Source organism: Streptomyces sp. ERV7 (assembly GCF_001653515.1).
Lineage (GTDB): Bacteria > Actinomycetota > Actinomycetes > Streptomycetales > Streptomycetaceae > Streptomyces.
In genome coordinates this window covers 211044-230020 of record NZ_LYOY01000051.1, presented here as the reverse complement: position 1 = coordinate 230020, position 18977 = coordinate 211044, and the positions used below count along the sequence as shown (strand labels likewise).

The window sequence follows — 18977 nt, the reverse complement described above, 5'->3', positions numbered from 1 at the left end:
GCGGCTTACTTCAGCACGAGCGAGGACCACGTCTTGACCCACTGCTCACGGTTCTTGGAGATCTTCTCCGGAGCGACGTCGTGCGTCTCGGTGACCTTGGCGCCGAACTTGGTGAACAGCTCGGGCAGCTTGGCGTCCTTCAGTACCGGGTTCACGAACATGTTGAGCGGCATGTCCTCCTGGAACTTCTTGGAGATCAGGAAGTCGAGGAGCGCCTTGCCGCCCGCCTCGTTCTTGGCGCCCTTGAGGAGTCCGGCGAACTCGGTCTGGCGGAAGCAGGTGCCGGTGGCGACGCCGGTGGGGGCGTCGGTGGGCTGCGGCTTGGCGTAGAGGACCTCGACGGGCGGGCTGGAGGCGTAGGAGACGACCAGCGGGCGGTCGCCCTTGGCCTTCCTGCCGCCGGCGGAGCCGGAGAAGTCCTGGTTGTAGGCCTGCTCCCAGCCGTCGACGACCTTGACGCCGTTGTCCTTGAGCTTCTTCCAGTAGTCCTGCCAGCCGTCGTCGCCGTACTGGGCGGCGCTGCCGAGCAGGAAGCCGAGGCCGGGCGAGGAGGTCGCCGCGTTCTCGGTGACCAGCAGGTTCTTGTACTCGGGCTTGATCAGGTCGGCGAAGGAGCTCGGCGGGCTGAGCTTCTTGTCGGCGAAGTACTTCTTGTCGTAGTTGACGCAGATGTCGCCGGTGTCGATCGGCGTGACCCGGTGCTTGCCCTGGTCGAGCTGGACGGCCGCGGGGACGGCGGCGAGGCCCTTCGCCTCGTACGGGGTGAAGATCCCGTTGTCGAGAGCCCGCGAGAGCAGCGTGTTGTCGACGCCGAAGAAGACGTCGCCGCGCGGGGAGCCCTTGGTGAGGATCTCCTGGTTGAGGGCCGCGCCCGCGTCACCGCTCTTGAGGACCTTGACGGTGTAGCCGGTCTGCGCGGTGAACTCCTTGAGCACCGCGTCGGAGGCGGCGAACGAGTCGTGGCTGACCAGGGTGACGGTCTTGGACTTGGTGCCGCCGTCGGTCTTCGCTGCGTCGTCGTCCTTGCCGCCGCACGCGGCGAGCGTACTGACGCCGACGGCGGCGGCGAGCGCGGTGGCCGCCATCTTCTTCGTACTGCGCATGGTGGTGATTCCTCCTGGAGTGACCAGGAAGAGACGCGGCCCTGCCCGTACGACGGCGGGTCGTGCGGGCAGGGCGCAACAGCTTGAGTGATGACCGAACTTCCTACCCAGAATGACCTGGGCAAGGTTCAGAGGGTCTGCGACCTGACGGTGTCGCACTCTCAGCGCTGTGGCGCTCCCCTGTCGGAATATGCAGATTTCGAGCTCAGACTACCTCTCGGACGCGGCGAGCTGTCCGCACGCTCCGTCGATCTCCTGGCCACGGGTGTCCCGGACGGTGACCGGCACGCCGTGGCTCGCGATGGCCTCGACGAACGCCTTCTCGTCCTCGGGGCGCGAGGCGGTCCACTTGGAGCCCGGCGTCGGGTTCAGCGGGATCAGGTTGACGTGGACGCGCTTGCCCTTGAGGAGGCGGCCGAGCAGGTCACCGCGCCAGGCCTGGTCGTTGATGTCGCGGATCAGTGCGTACTCGATCGAGATGCGGCGGCCGGACTTCTCCGCGTACTCCCACGCCGCGTCCAGGACCTCGCGGACCTTCCAGCGGGTGTTGACCGGGACCAGGGTGTCGCGCAGCTCGTCGTCCGGCGCGTGCAGCGACACGGCGAGGCGGCACTTGAAGCCCTCGTCGGCGAAGCGGTGCATGGCGGGGACCAGGCCCACGGTGGAGACGGTGATACCGCGCTGGGACAGGCCCAGGCCGTCGGGCTCGGGGTCGGTGAGGCGGCGGATGGCGCCGACGACCCGCTTGTAGTTGGCGAGCGGCTCGCCCATGCCCATGAAGACGATGTTCGAAAGACGCGCCGGGCCGCCGGGGACCTCGCCGTCGCGCAGCGCGCGCATGCCGTCGACGATCTGGTGCACGATCTCGGCGGTCGACAGGTTGCGGTCCAGGCCCGCCTGGCCGGTCGCGCAGAACGGGCAGTTCATACCGCAGCCGGCCTGCGAGGAGATGCACATGGTCACCCGGTCGGGGTAGCGCATCAGGACCGACTCCACCAGCGTCCCGTCGTGCAGGCGCCACAGCGTCTTGCGGGTGGTGTCCTCGTCGCACGAGATGTGCCGCACCACCGACATCAGGTCCGGAAGCAGCTCCTCCTGGAGCCGGGTGCGGGCGGCCGCGGGGATGTCCGTCCACTGGGCCGGGTCGTGCGCGTACCGCGCGAAGTAGTGCTGCGAGAGCTGCTTGGCGCGGAACGGCTTCTCGCCGATCGCGGCGACAGCCTCTTTCCGCTCGGCGGGCGAGAGGTCGGCGAGGTGCCGCGGCGGCTTCTTGGCTCCGCGGGGGGCGACGAAAGTGAGTTCTCCGGGCTTCGGCATGGTCCCACCAGTGTCTCAGACATACGGAAAGGGGCTCGCCGTCCTGTGGACAACGAGCCCCCGACCGAGGAAACAGCAGGTCAGCGCCTGACAACCGAACCGGTCAGCTACCGACGAAGGCGACGAGCAACAGCCACACCACCGGCGCCGTCGGCAGCAAGGAGTCCAGGCGGTCCATGCTGTGTCGATTCGCGGCTGCCGCCGCGTGGCGCCGTGGCCGACATCAGCCGGACCCGACGAACGCCACCATCAGCAGCCACACCACCGGCGCCGTCGGCAGCAAGGAGTCCAGGCGGTCCATGATGCCGCCGTGGCCGGGCAGCAGCGTGCCCATGTCCTTGATGCCGAGGTCCCGCTTGATCATCGACTCGCCGAGGTCGCCGAGCGTGGCGCTCGCCGCGACCGCGAGGCCGAGCAGCAGGCCCTGCCACCACTGGCCGTCGTCGATGAGGAACTGCATGCACAGCGCGCCCGCCACCATCGCGAACGACACTGCGCCGGCCAGGCCCTCACGGGTCTTGCCGGGGCTGATGCGCGGCGCCAGCTTGGTCTTGCCGAAGCGCCAGCCGATCGCGTACGCGCCGGTGTCGCTGACCACGGTCAGCAGCAGGAAGACGAAGACCCGCCACGGCCCGTCGTCCGTGGTCAGCATCATCGCGACGAACGTGGCCAGGAACGGCACGTAGAACGCCGCGAAGACGCCCGCGGTGACGTCCTTGAGATAGCCCTCGGGCTTCTCCGTCATCCGCCAGACCAGCACCGCCAGCGACGTCAGCGCCATGGCCACCCAGGCACCCTCGGCACCGCGCGCGTAGCCGGCGACGACCATCGCCGCACCGCCCACCGCCAGCGGTACCAGCGGCACCTTGATGCCCTTGCGCTCGTCGAGCCGGGAGGCGAGCTCCCACAGGCCGACGACGACCGCCACCGCGATCACACCGACGAAGACGGCCTTGACGACGAACAGCGACACCATGATGACCGCGCCGAGCCCGACACCGACCCCTATCGCGGCCCGCAGGTCGCGCCCCGCCCGCTTCTTCTCCGGCTGCGCGGGCCGCTGCGGCTGCTGCGGAGTCGAAGGTGGTACCGAGCTGGGCATGGGCTCCTGCGGCGTCTCTTCGCGGAACAGGGGACCACTCACCCGAGCGGCCCCCCGGTCACGTTCTTCGCGGTCTACGGCGTGTTCGCCCATGTCGCCGGGCACGACGGGCATGGGCTGTGTCCGGGACGGGGCGTCATACGCATCGTAGGCAGCCCCCGCCGAAGGCACCTCCTGGGAAGGCCCCTGGTCGGGTGGCCCCCAGTGCTCGGGTCGCGGCGGAGCCCCCCAGGAAGAGTCGTTCATCAGACCTCGAGCAGCTCGGCTTCCTTGTGCTTCAGCAGCTCGTCCACCTGCGCGACGTACTTCGCGGTGGCGTCGTCGAGCTCCTTCTCCGCACGGCGGACGTCGTCCTCGCCGGACTCCTTGTCCTTGACGAGCTTGTCGAGCGCGTCCTTGGCCTTGCGGCGCACGGAGCGGATCGACACCTTGGAGTCCTCGGCCTTGGTGCGCGCGACCTTGATGTAGTCGCGGCGGCGCTCCTCCGTCAGCTCCGGGAACGTCACCCGGATGATGGAGCCGTCATTGCTCGGGTTGACGCCGAGGTCCGAGTCGCGGATCGCCTGCTCGATGTTGCGCAGCGCGCTCTTGTCGAACGGGGTCACCACGGCCATGCGCGGCTCGGGCACCGAGAACGAGGCCAGCTGGTTGATCGGCGTCAGCGCACCGTAGTAGTCCGCCACGATCTTGTTGAACATCGCCGGGTGCGCACGGCCGGTGCGAATCGCGGCGAAGTCCTCCTTGGCGACCACGACGGCCTTCTCCATCTTCTCCTCGGCTTCGAGGAGGATTTCTTCGATCACCACTTGCTCCTGCATGTCTTGAGTGGGCCGGGAGTTCCGTCGGGTGCTCAACGGCCCTGCGTAACCCGCGTCTTTCCCTGCACGGTGTCCGACCGTCAGGGGATTGTCCATCCCCCGGTCAGGCCCGGGTGCCCTGGTCGCTCACGAGCGTGCCGATCTTCTCACCCTTGACCGCGCGCGCGATATTGCCCTCGGCGAGGAGTTCGAAGACGAGGATGGGGAGGTTGTTGTCGCGGCAGAGGGTGATGGCCGTCATGTCCGCCACCTTCAGGTCGCGGGTGATGACCTCGCCGTACTCCAGCGCGTCGAACTTCACGGCGTCCGGGTTGACGCGGGGGTCGGAGTCGTAGACCCCGTCCACCCCGTTCTTGCCCATCAGCATCGCCTCGGCGTCGATCTCCAGGGCGCGCTGGGCGGCCGTGGTGTCGGTGGAGAAGTACGGCATGCCCATGCCCGCGCCGAAGATGACGACGCGTCCCTTCTCCAGGTGGCGCACGGCGCGCAGCGGGATGTACGGCTCCGCGACCTGACCCATCGTGATGGCGGTCTGGACCCGGGAGTCGATGCCCTCCTTCTCCAGGAAGTCCTGGAGGGCGAGGCAGTTCATGACCGTGCCGAGCATGCCCATGTAGTCGGAGCGGGCCCGGTCCATACCGCGCTGCTGGAGCTCTGCGCCGCGGAAGAAGTTGCCGCCGCCGATGACGACGGCGATCTGCGCGCCGTCCCGTACGACGTTGGCGATCTCGCGGGCGATGGCGTGCACGACGTCGGGGTCCACACCGAGACCCCCTCCGCCGGCGAACGCCTCACCGGAGAGCTTCAGCATGAAGCGTCCGGTCACCTTGCCGTCGTCGCGCTTGTGGTCAGCCTGGGTGGCGGCGTCCGCGCCCTGATTCATGGGGATCTCCTCGTACACATACGAAGAAGGCCATTGCCGGTGGGTGCTGTGTCCCTGAGCGGCAATGGCCTCCTCGTCAGATCTGCGGTCGTCCGTCGCGAGCGCGGCCGACGACTGCCTCAGACCCTAGCGGGGTCTTGTGTCGATCGCTGAACGGACTCAGATGCCGACCTTGATGCGCGTGAAGCGCTTCAGGGTGACACCGGCCTCGTCCAGAACCTTCTGGACCGACTTCTTGTTGTCGAGCGCGTACGGCTGGCCAAGGAGCGTGGCGTCCTTGAAGAAGCCGTTGACACGACCCTCGACGATCTTCGGCAGCGCGGCCTCGGGCTTGCCCTCGGCGCGCGTGGTCTCCTCGGCGACACGGCGCTCGGTCTCGACGACCTCGGCCGGGACGTCCTCGCGGGACAGCCACTTCGGCGCGAACGCGGCGATGTGCTGGGCGATGCCCTTGGCGACGTCGGCGTCGGCCTTGTCCAGCTCGACCAGGACACCGATCTGCGGCGGCAGGTCGGGCATGGTGCGGTGCATGTACGCGAAGACGAAGCCGTCGGCGTACTGCGCGAAGCGGTCCAGGACGATCTTCTCGCCGAGGTTGGCGTTGGCCTCGTCGACGTACGCCTGGACGGTCTTGCCGGCCTCGATCTCGGAGGCGAGCAGCGCCTCCAGGTCGGCCGGGGAGGTCGCGGCGACGTGCGCGGCCAGCGCGGCGGCGGTGGCCTGGAACTTGTCACCCTTGGCGACGAAGTCCGTCTCGCACTTCAGCTCGAGGAGCACACCGGAGGTGTTGTCCTCGGCGAGCAGGGAGACGACCGCGCCGTTCTCGGCGGAGCGGCCCTCGCGCTTGGCGACGCCCTTCTGGCCCTTGATGCGCAGCGCCTCGACGGCCTTGTCGACGTTGCCGTCGGCCTCGTCCAGCGCCTTCTTGCAGTCCATCATGCCGGCGCCGGTGAGCTCGCGGAGCTTCTTGACGTCAGCGGCGGTGTAGTTCGCCATGAGTCTGTGTTTCTCTCTCGAAGTCTGACTCGAAGTCTGAAAGATCTACGGGGCTACGGGGTGACGGCGGGGGCACAGCGTGCGCCCCCGCCGTCACCACCGAAGCGAGGACCCGAAGGTCAGGCCCAACCCGCACTCCGCCTCCAGCACCACCCCCGACTCCGGCCGCAGCCGCAGGGCCACGTGGTTGCCCCGGAACGTACGGGACGACACCTCGCACGGCAGCCCCTGATCCGCCGGGAGCAGTTGGACGCCCGCCGGACGGACCAGGAGGCGGACCGGGCCCTGAACGGACCCCGCCGGCACCGGCACCGCACCCCACGGTGTGGCCGCCACCTCCCCCGACACCGTCGCCGCCACCACGTTCTCGAAGCCGAGGAAACGCGCCACGAACTCCGAGGCCGGCCGCTGCCAGACCTCCAGCGGCGTACCGGTCTGCGCGATGCGGCCGTCCCGCATCACCACGACCCGGTCGGCGAGCGCGAACGCCTCGCCCTGGTCGTGCGTGACGGCCAGCACGGTCGTACCCAACCGCCCGAACAGCGCCCGCAGTTCGACGACGAGCCGCTCCCGCAGCGTACGGTCCAGCTGCCCCAGCGGCTCGTCGAGCATCAGCAGCCTCGGCTCGGGGGCCAGCGCCCGGGCGAGGGCGACCCGCTGCTGCTCGCCGCCGGAGAGCGCCGAGACGGAGCGCCGCCCGGCTCCCGGCAGCCCCACGAGCTCCAGCAGCTCCGAGACCCGCGAGGCCTGCCGCCCGCGCGGCACACCGCGCATACGCAGCCCGAAGGACACGTTCCCGGCCACGTCCCGCTGCGGGAACAGCTGGTGGTCCTGGAACATCATCCCCACACCGCGCCGGTGCACCGGCACCCCCGCCTGGTCCGCGCCCCCGAGGAGCACCCGCCCCGCGTCGGCGCTCTGGAGCCCGGCCACCACCCGCAGCAGCGTGGACTTGCCGCTGCCGCTGGGCCCGAGCACGCACACCGTCTCGTGCTCGGCGACCTCCAGGTCGACCGTGTCGAGCGCGGCCCGCTCGCCGAACCGGACCGTCACCCCGTCGAGCTTCAGCATCAGAATTCTCCGGTCCGGTCCGTACGAATGCGTTCGAGGAGCAGCAGGGACACGGCGCACACGACCATCAGGATCGTGCTGAGCGCCATCGCCTGGCCGTAGTTGAGGTCCCCGGCCCGCCCGAGCAGACGGGCCACCGCGACCGGCAGCGTGGGGCGGTCGGGGCGCGCGATGAACACGGTCGCGCCGAACTCGCCGAGCGAGACGGCGAACGCGAACCCCGCCGCGATCACCAGCGGCAGGTCCACCTCCCGCCAGACCCTCAGCGGGGACGCGCCGAGCACCGCGGCCGCCTCGCGCAGCCGCCCGTCGACCGCGCGCAGTACGGGGAGCATGGTCCGTACGACGAACGGGACGCCCACCAGCGCCTGGGCCAGCGGCACCAGGATCCAGGAGGTGCGCAGGTCCAGCGGCGGCCGGTCCAGGGTGATCAGGAAGCCGAAGCCGACGGTGACGGCGGAGACCCCCAGCGGCAGCATCAGAAGCGCGTCGAAGCCCCGGACCAGGCGTCCGCCGCGCCGGGTGAGGGCCGCGGCGGCCAGTCCGCCGACGACCACCGCGATCCCGGTGGCGGCCAGCGCGTACTGCACCGAGTTCCACACCGCCTCCAGCGGCGGCACCAGGAAGGTGCCGCCCTCCCCCACGGACTGGAGGGAGCGGAAGTAGCCGAAGCCGTAGCCGTCGGGGGTGTCCAGGGAGCGGGCGACGAGCACGCCAAGGGGCAGCAGGATCAGTACGGCGATCACCGCGAGCACCGCCGCCAGCAGCGTCCACTGGCCCGCGCCGCGCGGGCGCCGCGCGGTCCGCGCGGGGTCGACGAGCTTCAGCGCGCTCTCGCGCCGCCGTACCGTCCAGGCGTGCACGGCGAGGACCGAGCCGACCGCCGCGAACTGGACGAGGGTGAGGACCGCGGCGGTGGGCAGGTCGAGCAGCTGGGCGGTCTGGCGGTAGATCTCCACTTCGAGGGTGGAGAAGGTGGGGCCGCCCAGGATCTGGACGACGCCGAAGGAGGTGAAGGTGAAGAGGAAGACCATCAGGGCGGCGGCCGCCACGGCGGGCCCGAGGGCGGGCAGGGTCACCGTGCGCCAGGCCGCGAACCGGGAGGCCCCGAGGACCCGGGCGGCCTCCTCCTGGCGCGGGTCGAGCTGCGCCCACAGACCGCCGACGGTCCGTACGACGACCGCGTAGTTGAAGAAGACGTGCGCCAGCAGGATCGCCCACACCGTGGTGTCCAGCCGTACGCCCCACAGCTCGTCCAGCAGTCCGCCGCGGCCCAGCAGCGCGAGGAAGGCGGTGCCGACGACGACGGTGGGCAGCACGAAGGGGACCGTGACCACGGCCCGCAGCAGCTGCCGTCCGGGGAAGTCGAAGCGCGCGAAGACGTAGGCGCCGGGCAGCGCGATCAGCAGCGTGAGCGCGGTGGAGGCGAGCGCCTGCCAGGTGGTGAACCACAGCACGTGCCCGATGTCCGGATCGGTGATCACCTCGCCGATCCGGCCGAGGTGCCAGACGCCGTCGACGCGCAGCCCGCGGCCGACGATCGCGGCCACGGGCCAGGCGAAGAAGAGCCGCACCGCGTTCGCGCGCCGCTTCCCCGCGCGGGCCGTGCGGCTTACTTCAGCACGAGCGAGGACCACGTCTTGACCCACTGCTCACGGTTCTTGGAGATCTTCTCCGGAGCGACGTCGTGCGTCTCGGTGACCTTGGCGCCGAACTTGGTGAACAGCTCGGGCAGCTTGGCGTCCTTCAGTACCGGGTTCACGAACATGTTGAGCGGCATGTCCTCCTGGAACTTCTTGGAGATCAGGAAGTCGAGGAGCGCCTTGCCGCCCGCCTCGTTCTTGGCGCCCTTGAGGAGTCCGGCGAACTCGGTCTGGCGGAAGCAGGTGCCGGTGGCGACGCCGGTGGGGGCGTCGGTGGGCTGCGGCTTGGCGTAGAGGACCTCGACGGGCGGGCTGGAGGCGTAGGAGACGACCAGCGGGCGGTCGCCCTTGGCCTTCCTGCCGCCGGCGGAGCCGGAGAAGTCCTGGTTGTAGGCCTGCTCCCAGCCGTCGACGACCTTGACGCCGTTGTCCTTGAGCTTCTTCCAGTAGTCCTGCCAGCCGTCGTCGCCGTACTGGGCGGCGCTGCCGAGCAGGAAGCCGAGGCCGGGCGAGGAGGTCGCCGCGTTCTCGGTGACCAGCAGGTTCTTGTACTCGGGCTTGATCAGGTCGGCGAAGGAGCTCGGCGGGCTGAGCTTCTTGTCGGCGAAGTACTTCTTGTCGTAGTTGACGCAGATGTCGCCGGTGTCGATCGGCGTGACCCGGTGCTTGCCCTGGTCGAGCTGGACGGCCGCGGGGACGGCGGCGAGGCCCTTCGCCTCGTACGGGGTGAAGATCCCGTTGTCGAGAGCCCGCGAGAGCAGCGTGTTGTCGACGCCGAAGAAGACGTCGCCGCGCGGGGAGCCCTTGGTGAGGATCTCCTGGTTGAGGGCCGCGCCCGCGTCACCGCTCTTGAGGACCTTGACGGTGTAGCCGGTCTGCGCGGTGAACTCCTTGAGCACCGCGTCGGAGGCGGCGAACGAGTCGTGGCTGACCAGGGTGACGGTCTTGGACTTGGTGCCGCCGTCGGTCTTCGCTGCGTCGTCGTCCTTGCCGCCGCACGCGGCGAGCGTACTGACGCCGACGGCGGCGGCGAGCGCGGTGGCCGCCATCTTCTTCGTACTGCGCATGGTGGTGATTCCTCCTGGAGTGACCAGGAAGAGACGCGGCCCTGCCCGTACGACGGCGGGTCGTGCGGGCAGGGCGCAACAGCTTGAGTGATGACCGAACTTCCTACCCAGAATGACCTGGGCAAGGTTCAGAGGGTCTGCGACCTGACGGTGTCGCACTCTCAGCGCTGTGGCGCTCCCCTGTCGGAATATGCAGATTTCGAGCTCAGACTACCTCTCGGACGCGGCGAGCTGTCCGCACGCTCCGTCGATCTCCTGGCCACGGGTGTCCCGGACGGTGACCGGCACGCCGTGGCTCGCGATGGCCTCGACGAACGCCTTCTCGTCCTCGGGGCGCGAGGCGGTCCACTTGGAGCCCGGCGTCGGGTTCAGCGGGATCAGGTTGACGTGGACGCGCTTGCCCTTGAGGAGGCGGCCGAGCAGGTCACCGCGCCAGGCCTGGTCGTTGATGTCGCGGATCAGTGCGTACTCGATCGAGATGCGGCGGCCGGACTTCTCCGCGTACTCCCACGCCGCGTCCAGGACCTCGCGGACCTTCCAGCGGGTGTTGACCGGGACCAGGGTGTCGCGCAGCTCGTCGTCCGGCGCGTGCAGCGACACGGCGAGGCGGCACTTGAAGCCCTCGTCGGCGAAGCGGTGCATGGCGGGGACCAGGCCCACGGTGGAGACGGTGATACCGCGCTGGGACAGGCCCAGGCCGTCGGGCTCGGGGTCGGTGAGGCGGCGGATGGCGCCGACGACCCGCTTGTAGTTGGCGAGCGGCTCGCCCATGCCCATGAAGACGATGTTCGAAAGACGCGCCGGGCCGCCGGGGACCTCGCCGTCGCGCAGCGCGCGCATGCCGTCGACGATCTGGTGCACGATCTCGGCGGTCGACAGGTTGCGGTCCAGGCCCGCCTGGCCGGTCGCGCAGAACGGGCAGTTCATACCGCAGCCGGCCTGCGAGGAGATGCACATGGTCACCCGGTCGGGGTAGCGCATCAGGACCGACTCCACCAGCGTCCCGTCGTGCAGGCGCCACAGCGTCTTGCGGGTGGTGTCCTCGTCGCACGAGATGTGCCGCACCACCGACATCAGGTCCGGAAGCAGCTCCTCCTGGAGCCGGGTGCGGGCGGCCGCGGGGATGTCCGTCCACTGGGCCGGGTCGTGCGCGTACCGCGCGAAGTAGTGCTGCGAGAGCTGCTTGGCGCGGAACGGCTTCTCGCCGATCGCGGCGACAGCCTCTTTCCGCTCGGCGGGCGAGAGGTCGGCGAGGTGCCGCGGCGGCTTCTTGGCTCCGCGGGGGGCGACGAAAGTGAGTTCTCCGGGCTTCGGCATGGTCCCACCAGTGTCTCAGACATACGGAAAGGGGCTCGCCGTCCTGTGGACAACGAGCCCCCGACCGAGGAAACAGCAGGTCAGCGCCTGACAACCGAACCGGTCAGCTACCGACGAAGGCGACGAGCAACAGCCACACCACCGGCGCCGTCGGCAGCAAGGAGTCCAGGCGGTCCATGCTGTGTCGATTCGCGGCTGCCGCCGCGTGGCGCCGTGGCCGACATCAGCCGGACCCGACGAACGCCACCATCAGCAGCCACACCACCGGCGCCGTCGGCAGCAAGGAGTCCAGGCGGTCCATGCTGTGTCGATTCGCGGCTGCCGCCGCGTGGCGCCGTGGCCGACATCAGCCGGACCCGACGAACGCCACCATCAGCAGCCACACCACCGGCGCCGTCGGCAGCAAGGAGTCCAGGCGGTCCATGATGCCGCCGTGGCCGGGCAGCAGCGTGCCCATGTCCTTGATGCCGAGGTCCCGCTTGATCATCGACTCGCCGAGGTCGCCGAGCGTGGCGCTCGCCGCGACCGCGAGGCCGAGCAGCAGGCCCTGCCACCACTGGCCGTCGTCGATGAGGAACTGCATGCACAGCGCGCCCGCCACCATCGCGAACGACACTGCGCCGGCCAGGCCCTCACGGGTCTTGCCGGGGCTGATGCGCGGCGCCAGCTTGGTCTTGCCGAAGCGCCAGCCGATCGCGTACGCGCCGGTGTCGCTGACCACGGTCAGCAGCAGGAAGACGAAGACCCGCCACGGCCCGTCGTCCGTGGTCAGCATCATCGCGACGAACGTGGCCAGGAACGGCACGTAGAACGCCGCGAAGACGCCCGCGGTGACGTCCTTGAGATAGCCCTCGGGCTTCTCCGTCATCCGCCAGACCAGCACCGCCAGCGACGTCAGCGCCATGGCCACCCAGGCACCCTCGGCACCGCGCGCGTAGCCGGCGACGACCATCGCCGCACCGCCCACCGCCAGCGGTACCAGCGGCACCTTGATGCCCTTGCGCTCGTCGAGCCGGGAGGCGAGCTCCCACAGGCCGACGACGACCGCCACCGCGATCACACCGACGAAGACGGCCTTGACGACGAACAGCGACACCATGATGACCGCGCCGAGCCCGACACCGACCCCTATCGCGGCCCGCAGGTCGCGCCCCGCCCGCTTCTTCTCCGGCTGCGCGGGCCGCTGCGGCTGCTGCGGAGTCGAAGGTGGTACCGAGCTGGGCATGGGCTCCTGCGGCGTCTCTTCGCGGAACAGGGGACCACTCACCCGAGCGGCCCCCCGGTCACGTTCTTCGCGGTCTACGGCGTGTTCGCCCATGTCGCCGGGCACGACGGGCATGGGCTGTGTCCGGGACGGGGCGTCATACGCATCGTAGGCAGCCCCCGCCGAAGGCACCTCCTGGGAAGGCCCCTGGTCGGGTGGCCCCCAGTGCTCGGGTCGCGGCGGAGCCCCCCAGGAAGAGTCGTTCATCAGACCTCGAGCAGCTCGGCTTCCTTGTGCTTCAGCAGCTCGTCCACCTGCGCGACGTACTTCGCGGTGGCGTCGTCGAGCTCCTTCTCCGCACGGCGGACGTCGTCCTCGCCGGACTCCTTGTCCTTGACGAGCTTGTCGAGCGCGTCCTTGGCCTTGCGGCGCACGGAGCGGATCGACACCTTGGAGTCCTCGGCCTTGGTGCGCGCGACCTTGATGTAGTCGCGGCGGCGCTCCTCCGTCAGCTCCGGGAACGTCACCCGGATGATGGAGCCGTCATTGCTCGGGTTGACGCCGAGGTCCGAGTCGCGGATCGCCTGCTCGATGTTGCGCAGCGCGCTCTTGTCGAACGGGGTCACCACGGCCATGCGCGGCTCGGGCACCGAGAACGAGGCCAGCTGGTTGATCGGCGTCAGCGCACCGTAGTAGTCCGCCACGATCTTGTTGAACATCGCCGGGTGCGCACGGCCGGTGCGAATCGCGGCGAAGTCCTCCTTGGCGACCACGACGGCCTTCTCCATCTTCTCCTCGGCTTCGAGGAGGATTTCTTCGATCACCACTTGCTCCTGCATGTCTTGAGTGGGCCGGGAGTTCCGTCGGGTGCTCAACGGCCCTGCGTAACCCGCGTCTTTCCCTGCACGGTGTCCGACCGTCAGGGGATTGTCCATCCCCCGGTCAGGCCCGGGTGCCCTGGTCGCTCACGAGCGTGCCGATCTTCTCACCCTTGACCGCGCGCGCGATATTGCCCTCGGCGAGGAGTTCGAAGACGAGGATGGGGAGGTTGTTGTCGCGGCAGAGGGTGATGGCCGTCATGTCCGCCACCTTCAGGTCGCGGGTGATGACCTCGCCGTACTCCAGCGCGTCGAACTTCACGGCGTCCGGGTTGACGCGGGGGTCGGAGTCGTAGACCCCGTCCACCCCGTTCTTGCCCATCAGCATCGCCTCGGCGTCGATCTCCAGGGCGCGCTGGGCGGCCGTGGTGTCGGTGGAGAAGTACGGCATGCCCATGCCCGCGCCGAAGATGACGACGCGTCCCTTCTCCAGGTGGCGCACGGCGCGCAGCGGGATGTACGGCTCCGCGACCTGACCCATCGTGATGGCGGTCTGGACCCGGGAGTCGATGCCCTCCTTCTCCAGGAAGTCCTGGAGGGCGAGGCAGTTCATGACCGTGCCGAGCATGCCCATGTAGTCGGAGCGGGCCCGGTCCATACCGCGCTGCTGGAGCTCTGCGCCGCGGAAGAAGTTGCCGCCGCCGATGACGACGGCGATCTGCGCGCCGTCCCGTACGACGTTGGCGATCTCGCGGGCGATGGCGTGCACGACGTCGGGGTCCACACCGAGACCCCCTCCGCCGGCGAACGCCTCACCGGAGAGCTTCAGCATGAAGCGTCCGGTCACCTTGCCGTCGTCGCGCTTGTGGTCAGCCTGGGTGGCGGCGTCCGCGCCCTGATTCATGGGGATCTCCTCGTACACATACGAAGAAGGCCATTGCCGGTGGGTGCTGTGTCCCTGAGCGGCAATGGCCTCCTCGTCAGATCTGCGGTCGTCCGTCGCGAGCGCGGCCGACGACTGCCTCAGACCCTAGCGGGGTCTTGTGTCGATCGCTGAACGGACTCAGATGCCGACCTTGATGCGCGTGAAGCGCTTCAGGGTGACACCGGCCTCGTCCAGAACCTTCTGGACCGACTTCTTGTTGTCGAGCGCGTACGGCTGGCCAAGGAGCGTGGCGTCCTTGAAGAAGCCGTTGACACGACCCTCGACGATCTTCGGCAGCGCGGCCTCGGGCTTGCCCTCGGCGCGCGTGGTCTCCTCGGCGACACGGCGCTCGGTCTCGACGACCTCGGCCGGGACGTCCTCGCGGGACAGCCACTTCGGCGCGAACGCGGCGATGTGCTGGGCGATGCCCTTGGCGACGTCGGCGTCGGCCTTGTCCAGCTCGACCAGGACACCGATCTGCGGCGGCAGGTCGGGCATGGTGCGGTGCATGTACGCGAAGACGAAGCCGTCGGCGTACTGCGCGAAGCGGTCCAGGACGATCTTCTCGCCGAGGTTGGCGTTGGCCTCGTCGACGTACGCCTGGACGGTCTTGCCGGCCTCGATCTCGGAGGCGAGCAGCGCCTCCAGGTCGGCCGGGGAGGTCGCGGCGACGTGCGCGGCCAGCGCGGCGGCGGTGGCCTGGAACTTGTCACCCTTGGCGACGAAGTCCGTCTCGCACTTCAGCTCGAGGAGCACACCGGAGGTGTTGTCCTCGGCGAGCAGGGAGACGACCGCGCCGTTCTCGGCGGAGCGGCCCTCGCGCTTGGCGACGCCCTTCTGGCCCTTGATGCGCAGCGCCTCGACGGCCTTGTCGACGTTGCCGTCGGCCTCGTCCAGCGCCTTCTTGCAGTCCATCATGCCGGCGCCGGTGAGCTCGCGGAGCTTCTTGACGTCAGCGGCGGTGTAGTTCGCCATGAGTCTGTGTTTCTCTCTCGAAGTCTGACTCGAAGTCTGAAAGATCTACGGGGCTACGGGGTGACGGCGGGGGCACAGCGTGCGCCGTCCCGCACCCGCACCGCCCGCCAGCAGCGCGACGCCAAGCGCGACGCCCGCCGCGAGTCCCTGTTCGTCCTGCTCGCCCGCGCACAGCGGGGCGCACCTCTCACCCCCGCCGAGGCCGGCCTGTTGCGCACCCACGTCGAGGCCGAACTCGCCGAGGGCGACCAGGCCCGCCGATCGGCCGCCGGGCAGTCCGCCGCCGTCCGCCGCGAGCAGCAGCGCACCCGCGCCGCCGAGGCCGCCATCGTCGAAGCCGAGGAGCACGCCCAGGAACGCGCCGAGCAGCAGCTCGCCAAGCGCGTCCAGGAGGCCGAGCAGCGGGCCGCCGAGCACGAGGCCGCGGCGCTCCGGTATGCGAACTACCTCGCAGCTGCGCAGCGGGAATGCGGGGCGCCGAACTGGCCCGCGCTCCCCGACACGATCAAGGCCCTTGCCGCCGAGCGTGACCGCGCCCTCGCACGCCTCAGCAAGTAGCACCAGGAGCAGCCACCGTGACAACCGCCCTCGACTACCCCCTCACCCCGTCACCTCTCGCCTACCGCGCCGACGACGACCTCGCCGCCGTCCGCGAGCAATGGGGCGACCTGCTCACCGCCATCGGCCAACGCCCGTTGCCCACATGGCCGCCACGCGAGCGCCGCGGATACCTCGACCAGCTCGCCGCCGACGACCGCACCGAGGACGACGAGCAGACCGTCGAGCCCGTCGTCGGCCGCCTTCCCCTCACCATCCGCGAGCACCCCGCCCCGCTCAACCTCGACGCCCTCGACGCCGCGGTCGAGGTCGAGCGCGCCCTGTTCGGCCTCGCTGACCGCGTTGCCGAGCAGGTACAGCGCTCCGTCCGCACCGTGCGCGACGGCCGCGGCCGGCACCTCACCGACCCCGATGACGCCGCCGACCCCGCACGGTGGCAGTACCAGGCGCCCACCTCGCCCGGATCACGCGCCTACGGGCTCCATTGGGCCGCCGTCTGGATTGCCGGCCGCGTACTCGACGAGGACGACGTCGGCGGCCTGTTCACCTCGATGCCCGCCCGCCTGCTCGACGAGGTCGCCGCCACCGCGCGCACCGCGCGCCGCACCGTCGAGCGCGCCCTCGGCCGTGACGGACGCACGACCGACCTTGCCGAGCCATGCCCCTGGTGTGGCGGACAACTCGCCGGCCACACCCGCCCAGGGGGCGAGCCGGGCGTCACCTGCTCGACCGGGCCCGACTGCACCGCGCCCGTCGAGACCGACCGCCGCGGGCGCCGCACATGGAAGGCCGCCGAGTTGGTCGACCTGTGGGTCGCCCTCGATGCCGCCCGCCGACGTACCGCCGAGGCGTAGCCCCGGGGGAGGATGCCCGGCCCAACTCCTGGGGGGCGTTGAGCAGTTGCTCGACGCCCCCTTTGTGATGTGACTTGTGAAGGCACTTGTGTAGCGACTTGTGAAGTGACTACAGTGGAGTTCTCGCCGAACCTCACTCGGCGGAACCGCCGGACCTCACCCGGCACACCACAACCAAGGGAGCAACCCCCATGGACACCTACGCACACGGCTACGGCTCAACCGGCCACTACGCCAAGCCCGGCACCCACACGAGCTACTGCGGGCGCGAACTCCAGCACACCCCCAACACCCCCGTAGCCGCACGTATCTGCACTCCGTGCGCCAAGGCCGAGAAGCGCGACCGTGTCGAGGCCGAGCAGGTCGCGGCCGACCGCGCCACCGACGGCCCCACCCTCGCCGAGCGCGCCCGCGTCCGGTACGCCACCGTCGGCACCGGCCGCCGTATCCACTTCTCGCCCAACGACGACACCCTTTGCGGCCGAGAGATCACCGAGTACATCAGCGGCGCCGACCTGCTCGCCCTGTTCAACAAGGGCCGCGAACTGTGCACCCCGTGCATCAAGGCCGCCGAACAGCGCGCCTACGCTCTGTCGCTGGCCGCCGTCTCGCCCCTCGCCGCCGCCGCGGTCGACCTCGCCTCGACCATCGAGCAGGCCGACGCCGAGAGCGAGCAGGAGGTCGCCGAGGCCGAGGCGCAGCAGGCCGCCGCCCTGGTCACCGAGGCTGAGCCCACCGACGGGACGTGGCGGGGCGAGTGGATCGGCGAGCAGCCGGCCGACAGCGTGCTGTTCCACGTCGAGGCCGGCGCCGAACAAGGCGCCCTGTTCGACGACCGTCTCGACGCCCTGCTCGCCAGTTCCCAGCAGCGCAATGCCGAGGTCGACGCGATGCTCGCCGAGGTGCGCGCCCTCGGCGCAGAGGTCGACGACTACGCCGCGAGCGTCGCGGAGTGGGGCGCCAAGGTCGATGCGTTGGTCGCCGAACGTGAGGCCACAAGCCCCGCCAAGCTGACTGCTTGCATGCAGTTCGAGCCGTCCGCGGTTGAGCGGGTCAAGGCCAAGGCTGACGCCGACCGTGCCGCGTACCGCGCCGAGATGGACGACCGCCAGGCAGCCGAGCACCACGCCCACGGTGCGCCTGTCCCGCCGGGCGTACAGTCCCGTATCGACGCCCGCACACCCTTGGCCGAGCAGGCCGTCGAGCCCCGTGTCGTCGAGGGCGTGATCGTGGCGCACAACGGCCGTACCAAGGGCACCGCGCCCAAGCACTCGACCGACCCGGACGCCCTCGCCGCCCTCGGCGCCCTGGGGACTCTCCGCTGTGCCGAGGTCACCGACCACACCGACATCAGCGCCCACCCGGGCGACGTCGGCCACACTCCGGAAGCTTGGGGGTTTCTGGTCGAGCCCCGCGGTAACGGACGCGTCGCCCTCTGCTGGGTCCAGGGAGGGCGCTACGTCGACCCCAGCGGCGAGCCGTGGGCCGTCGAACTGGAGATAGGCGCCGACAAGCTACGCAAGGCCGGTTGGCAGATTGAGCCCATGACCCGCCGATGCGTCTTTGCGTGGCGCCCCACCGAGTGAGTTCCCTTCGGCCCGCCCTCGCCCGAGGGCGGGCCCCGCATCAGCAATCGACAGGAGCAGCACGCATGAACGCACGCGACGAGCAGCCACAGAGCTTTGAGGAGCAGCGCGCCGCAGTCGAGCAGCGCCTCGCCGAGCAGGGTGTCGAGGCCACCCGCGCACCGGACCCAGCCCAGGCACGGGCCGCCCTCGACGCCCTGCTCGACGACCGCCCGCAGCTCGCCGCGCTCGCCCTGAACCTGCTTACGGCCGCGGTCGAGTCGGGCGCCGTGGTGACCGAGGGGCGTACATGGACGTCGGGTGACATCGTGCGCACCGTCCGCCGCAGCCGTCGCGACCAGATGCTCGCCGAGCGCAGCGCCGCTATCGCCGAGCAGTTCACGACCGAGCAGCAGCCGGCCGCACTCGCCCTCGCGCAGCTAGCTGAGACCCGCCAGAACGGGGAGAAGGCGAAGAAGGCCATGCCGTTCATGATCCGGCAGGCCGACGCCGTCGAGATCGAGGCGCCCGACATTGCCCGCCTGCTCGACGTGACGCCCTCCCACGTCTACGCCGTGTTGCGGAAGCTGCGCGAGGACCCCGGGGCGGTCGCGGTCGGCGAGGAGTGGCGCGACCAGCTGCTCACCGAATTGGCGAGGCACGAGGAGGAGGCCCAGGCCGCGCGCCGACGCAAGGCCGAGGAGCACGGCGAGCACGACCTCGCCGACGAAGACCTGTAGAAACAGCGCGGGCCCGGTCCG

18 protein-coding genes and 2 riboswitches are annotated in these 18977 nt (G+C 70.0%); of the genes, 4 read left to right on the top strand and 14 right to left on the bottom strand.

Annotated features, from left to right (window positions below; genetic code table 11):
• Positions 1-5: 5 nt before the first annotated feature.
• The 14 genes from A8W25_RS23960 to tsf (A8W25_RS23895) all read right to left on the bottom strand — a co-directional run bounded on the left by A8W25_RS23960 (position 6) and on the right by tsf (A8W25_RS23895) (position 15239).
• Positions 6-1103, bottom strand: a complete 1098-nt coding sequence (locus A8W25_RS23960) for a thiamine ABC transporter substrate-binding protein (RefSeq protein WP_067164815.1) — start codon at positions 1101-1103, stop codon at positions 6-8.
• Between the two features lie 82 nt (positions 1104-1185).
• Positions 1186-1295, bottom strand: a riboswitch (TPP riboswitch).
• Between the two features lie 18 nt (positions 1296-1313).
• Positions 1314-2420 carry a 23S rRNA (adenine(2503)-C(2))-methyltransferase RlmN gene (rlmN, locus tag A8W25_RS23955; RefSeq protein WP_067164813.1) on the bottom strand — a complete coding sequence of 369 codons (1107 nt, stop codon included), beginning with the start codon at positions 2418-2420 and terminating at the stop codon, positions 1314-1316.
• 223 nt (positions 2421-2643) lie between these two features.
• Positions 2644-3768 (bottom strand): phosphatidate cytidylyltransferase, encoded by a 1125-nt coding sequence (locus A8W25_RS23950; protein WP_107470775.1) that lies wholly within the window; start codon positions 3766-3768, stop codon positions 2644-2646.
• Positions 3768-4325: a ribosome recycling factor gene (frr, locus tag A8W25_RS23945; RefSeq protein ID WP_067167111.1), complete on the bottom strand. Its 558-nt coding sequence runs from the start codon at positions 4323-4325 to the stop codon at positions 3768-3770. The genes A8W25_RS23950 and frr (A8W25_RS23945) overlap by 1 nt, the downstream gene beginning before the upstream one ends.
• 118 nt (positions 4326-4443) lie before the next feature.
• A complete protein-coding gene (pyrH, locus tag A8W25_RS23940; protein WP_067164809.1) occupies positions 4444-5223 on the bottom strand; it encodes a UMP kinase in 780 nt (259 codons plus the stop codon).
• A gap of 159 nt (positions 5224-5382) precedes the next feature.
• A complete protein-coding gene (tsf, locus tag A8W25_RS23935; protein ID WP_067164807.1) occupies positions 5383-6219 on the bottom strand; it encodes a translation elongation factor Ts in 837 nt (278 codons plus the stop codon).
• A gap of 93 nt (positions 6220-6312) precedes the next feature.
• Complete coding sequence (locus A8W25_RS23930; RefSeq protein ID WP_067164818.1) at positions 6313-7290, bottom strand: ABC transporter ATP-binding protein; 978 nt, start codon at positions 7288-7290, stop codon at positions 6313-6315.
• A complete protein-coding gene (locus tag A8W25_RS23925; RefSeq protein ID WP_067164817.1) occupies positions 7290-8864 on the bottom strand; it encodes an ABC transporter permease in 1575 nt (524 codons plus the stop codon). Before A8W25_RS23925 ends, A8W25_RS23930 begins: the two co-directional genes overlap by 1 nt.
• 38 nt (positions 8865-8902) lie before the next feature.
• Positions 8903-10000, bottom strand: a complete 1098-nt coding sequence (locus tag A8W25_RS23920; protein ID WP_067164815.1) for a thiamine ABC transporter substrate-binding protein — start codon at positions 9998-10000, stop codon at positions 8903-8905.
• Positions 10001-10082: 82 nt separating this feature from the next.
• Positions 10083-10192, bottom strand: a riboswitch (TPP riboswitch).
• A gap of 18 nt (positions 10193-10210) precedes the next feature.
• Positions 10211-11317, bottom strand: a complete 1107-nt coding sequence (rlmN, locus tag A8W25_RS23915; protein ID WP_067164813.1) for a 23S rRNA (adenine(2503)-C(2))-methyltransferase RlmN — start codon at positions 11315-11317, stop codon at positions 10211-10213.
• Between the two features lie 346 nt (positions 11318-11663).
• On the bottom strand, positions 11664-12656 hold the full coding sequence (locus A8W25_RS23910) for a phosphatidate cytidylyltransferase (RefSeq protein ID WP_079126340.1): 993 nt from the start codon (positions 12654-12656) through the stop codon (positions 11664-11666).
• Positions 12657-12787: 131 nt separating this feature from the next.
• Positions 12788-13345, bottom strand: a complete 558-nt coding sequence (gene frr / locus A8W25_RS23905) for a ribosome recycling factor (RefSeq protein ID WP_067167111.1) — start codon at positions 13343-13345, stop codon at positions 12788-12790.
• 118 nt (positions 13346-13463) lie between these two features.
• Positions 13464-14243, bottom strand: coding sequence for a UMP kinase (gene pyrH, locus A8W25_RS23900; protein ID WP_067164809.1), 780 nt, complete (start codon positions 14241-14243; stop codon positions 13464-13466).
• A gap of 159 nt (positions 14244-14402) precedes the next feature.
• Complete coding sequence (gene tsf, locus A8W25_RS23895) at positions 14403-15239, bottom strand: translation elongation factor Ts (RefSeq protein ID WP_067164807.1); 837 nt, start codon at positions 15237-15239, stop codon at positions 14403-14405.
• 60 nt (positions 15240-15299) lie between these two features.
• Between tsf (A8W25_RS23895) and A8W25_RS23890 the strand changes: the two genes are divergently transcribed.
• The 4 genes from A8W25_RS23890 to A8W25_RS23875 all read left to right on the top strand — a co-directional run bounded on the left by A8W25_RS23890 (position 15300) and on the right by A8W25_RS23875 (position 18956).
• Complete coding sequence (locus A8W25_RS23890; RefSeq protein ID WP_067164805.1) at positions 15300-15797, top strand: hypothetical protein; 498 nt, start codon at positions 15300-15302, stop codon at positions 15795-15797.
• A gap of 17 nt (positions 15798-15814) precedes the next feature.
• Positions 15815-16651 (top strand): Lar family restriction alleviation protein, encoded by an 837-nt coding sequence (locus A8W25_RS23885; protein ID WP_067164802.1) that lies wholly within the window; start codon positions 15815-15817, stop codon positions 16649-16651.
• A 191-nt stretch (positions 16652-16842) separates the two neighbouring features.
• Positions 16843-18237, top strand: coding sequence for a hypothetical protein (locus tag A8W25_RS23880; protein ID WP_067164799.1), 1395 nt, complete (start codon positions 16843-16845; stop codon positions 18235-18237).
• A gap of 65 nt (positions 18238-18302) precedes the next feature.
• Positions 18303-18956: a hypothetical protein gene (locus A8W25_RS23875; RefSeq protein ID WP_067164796.1), complete on the top strand. Its 654-nt coding sequence runs from the start codon at positions 18303-18305 to the stop codon at positions 18954-18956.
• Positions 18957-18977 lie beyond the last annotated feature (21 nt).

Excerpts from the sequence above, each read along its gene's own strand:
- A8W25_RS23930 (WP_067164818.1), bottom strand. The coding sequence starts at position 7,290 with ATGCTGAAGCTCGACGGGGTGACGGTCCGGTTCGGCGAGCGGGCCGCG.
- A8W25_RS23910 (WP_079126340.1), bottom strand. The coding sequence starts at position 12,656 with ATGCCCGTCGTGCCCGGCGACATGGGCGAACACGCCGTAGACCGCGAA.
- pyrH (WP_067164809.1), bottom strand. The coding sequence starts at position 5,223 with ATGAATCAGGGCGCGGACGCCGCCACCCAGGCTGACCACAAGCGCGAC.
- A8W25_RS23875 (WP_067164796.1), top strand. The coding sequence starts at position 18,303 with ATGAACGCACGCGACGAGCAGCCACAGAGCTTTGAGGAGCAGCGCGCC.
- A8W25_RS23880 (WP_067164799.1), top strand. The coding sequence starts at position 16,843 with ATGGACACCTACGCACACGGCTACGGCTCAACCGGCCACTACGCCAAG.
- A8W25_RS23920 (WP_067164815.1), bottom strand. The coding sequence starts at position 10,000 with ATGCGCAGTACGAAGAAGATGGCGGCCACCGCGCTCGCCGCCGCCGTC.
- rlmN (WP_067164813.1), bottom strand. The coding sequence starts at position 11,317 with ATGCCGAAGCCCGGAGAACTCACTTTCGTCGCCCCCCGCGGAGCCAAG.
- rlmN (WP_067164813.1), bottom strand. The coding sequence starts at position 2,420 with ATGCCGAAGCCCGGAGAACTCACTTTCGTCGCCCCCCGCGGAGCCAAG.
- tsf (WP_067164807.1), bottom strand. The coding sequence starts at position 6,219 with ATGGCGAACTACACCGCCGCTGACGTCAAGAAGCTCCGCGAGCTCACC.
- A8W25_RS23950 (WP_107470775.1), bottom strand. The coding sequence starts at position 3,768 with ATGAACGACTCTTCCTGGGGGGCTCCGCCGCGACCCGAGCACTGGGGG.
- A8W25_RS23960 (WP_067164815.1), bottom strand. The coding sequence starts at position 1,103 with ATGCGCAGTACGAAGAAGATGGCGGCCACCGCGCTCGCCGCCGCCGTC.
- tsf (WP_067164807.1), bottom strand. The coding sequence starts at position 15,239 with ATGGCGAACTACACCGCCGCTGACGTCAAGAAGCTCCGCGAGCTCACC.
- pyrH (WP_067164809.1), bottom strand. The coding sequence starts at position 14,243 with ATGAATCAGGGCGCGGACGCCGCCACCCAGGCTGACCACAAGCGCGAC.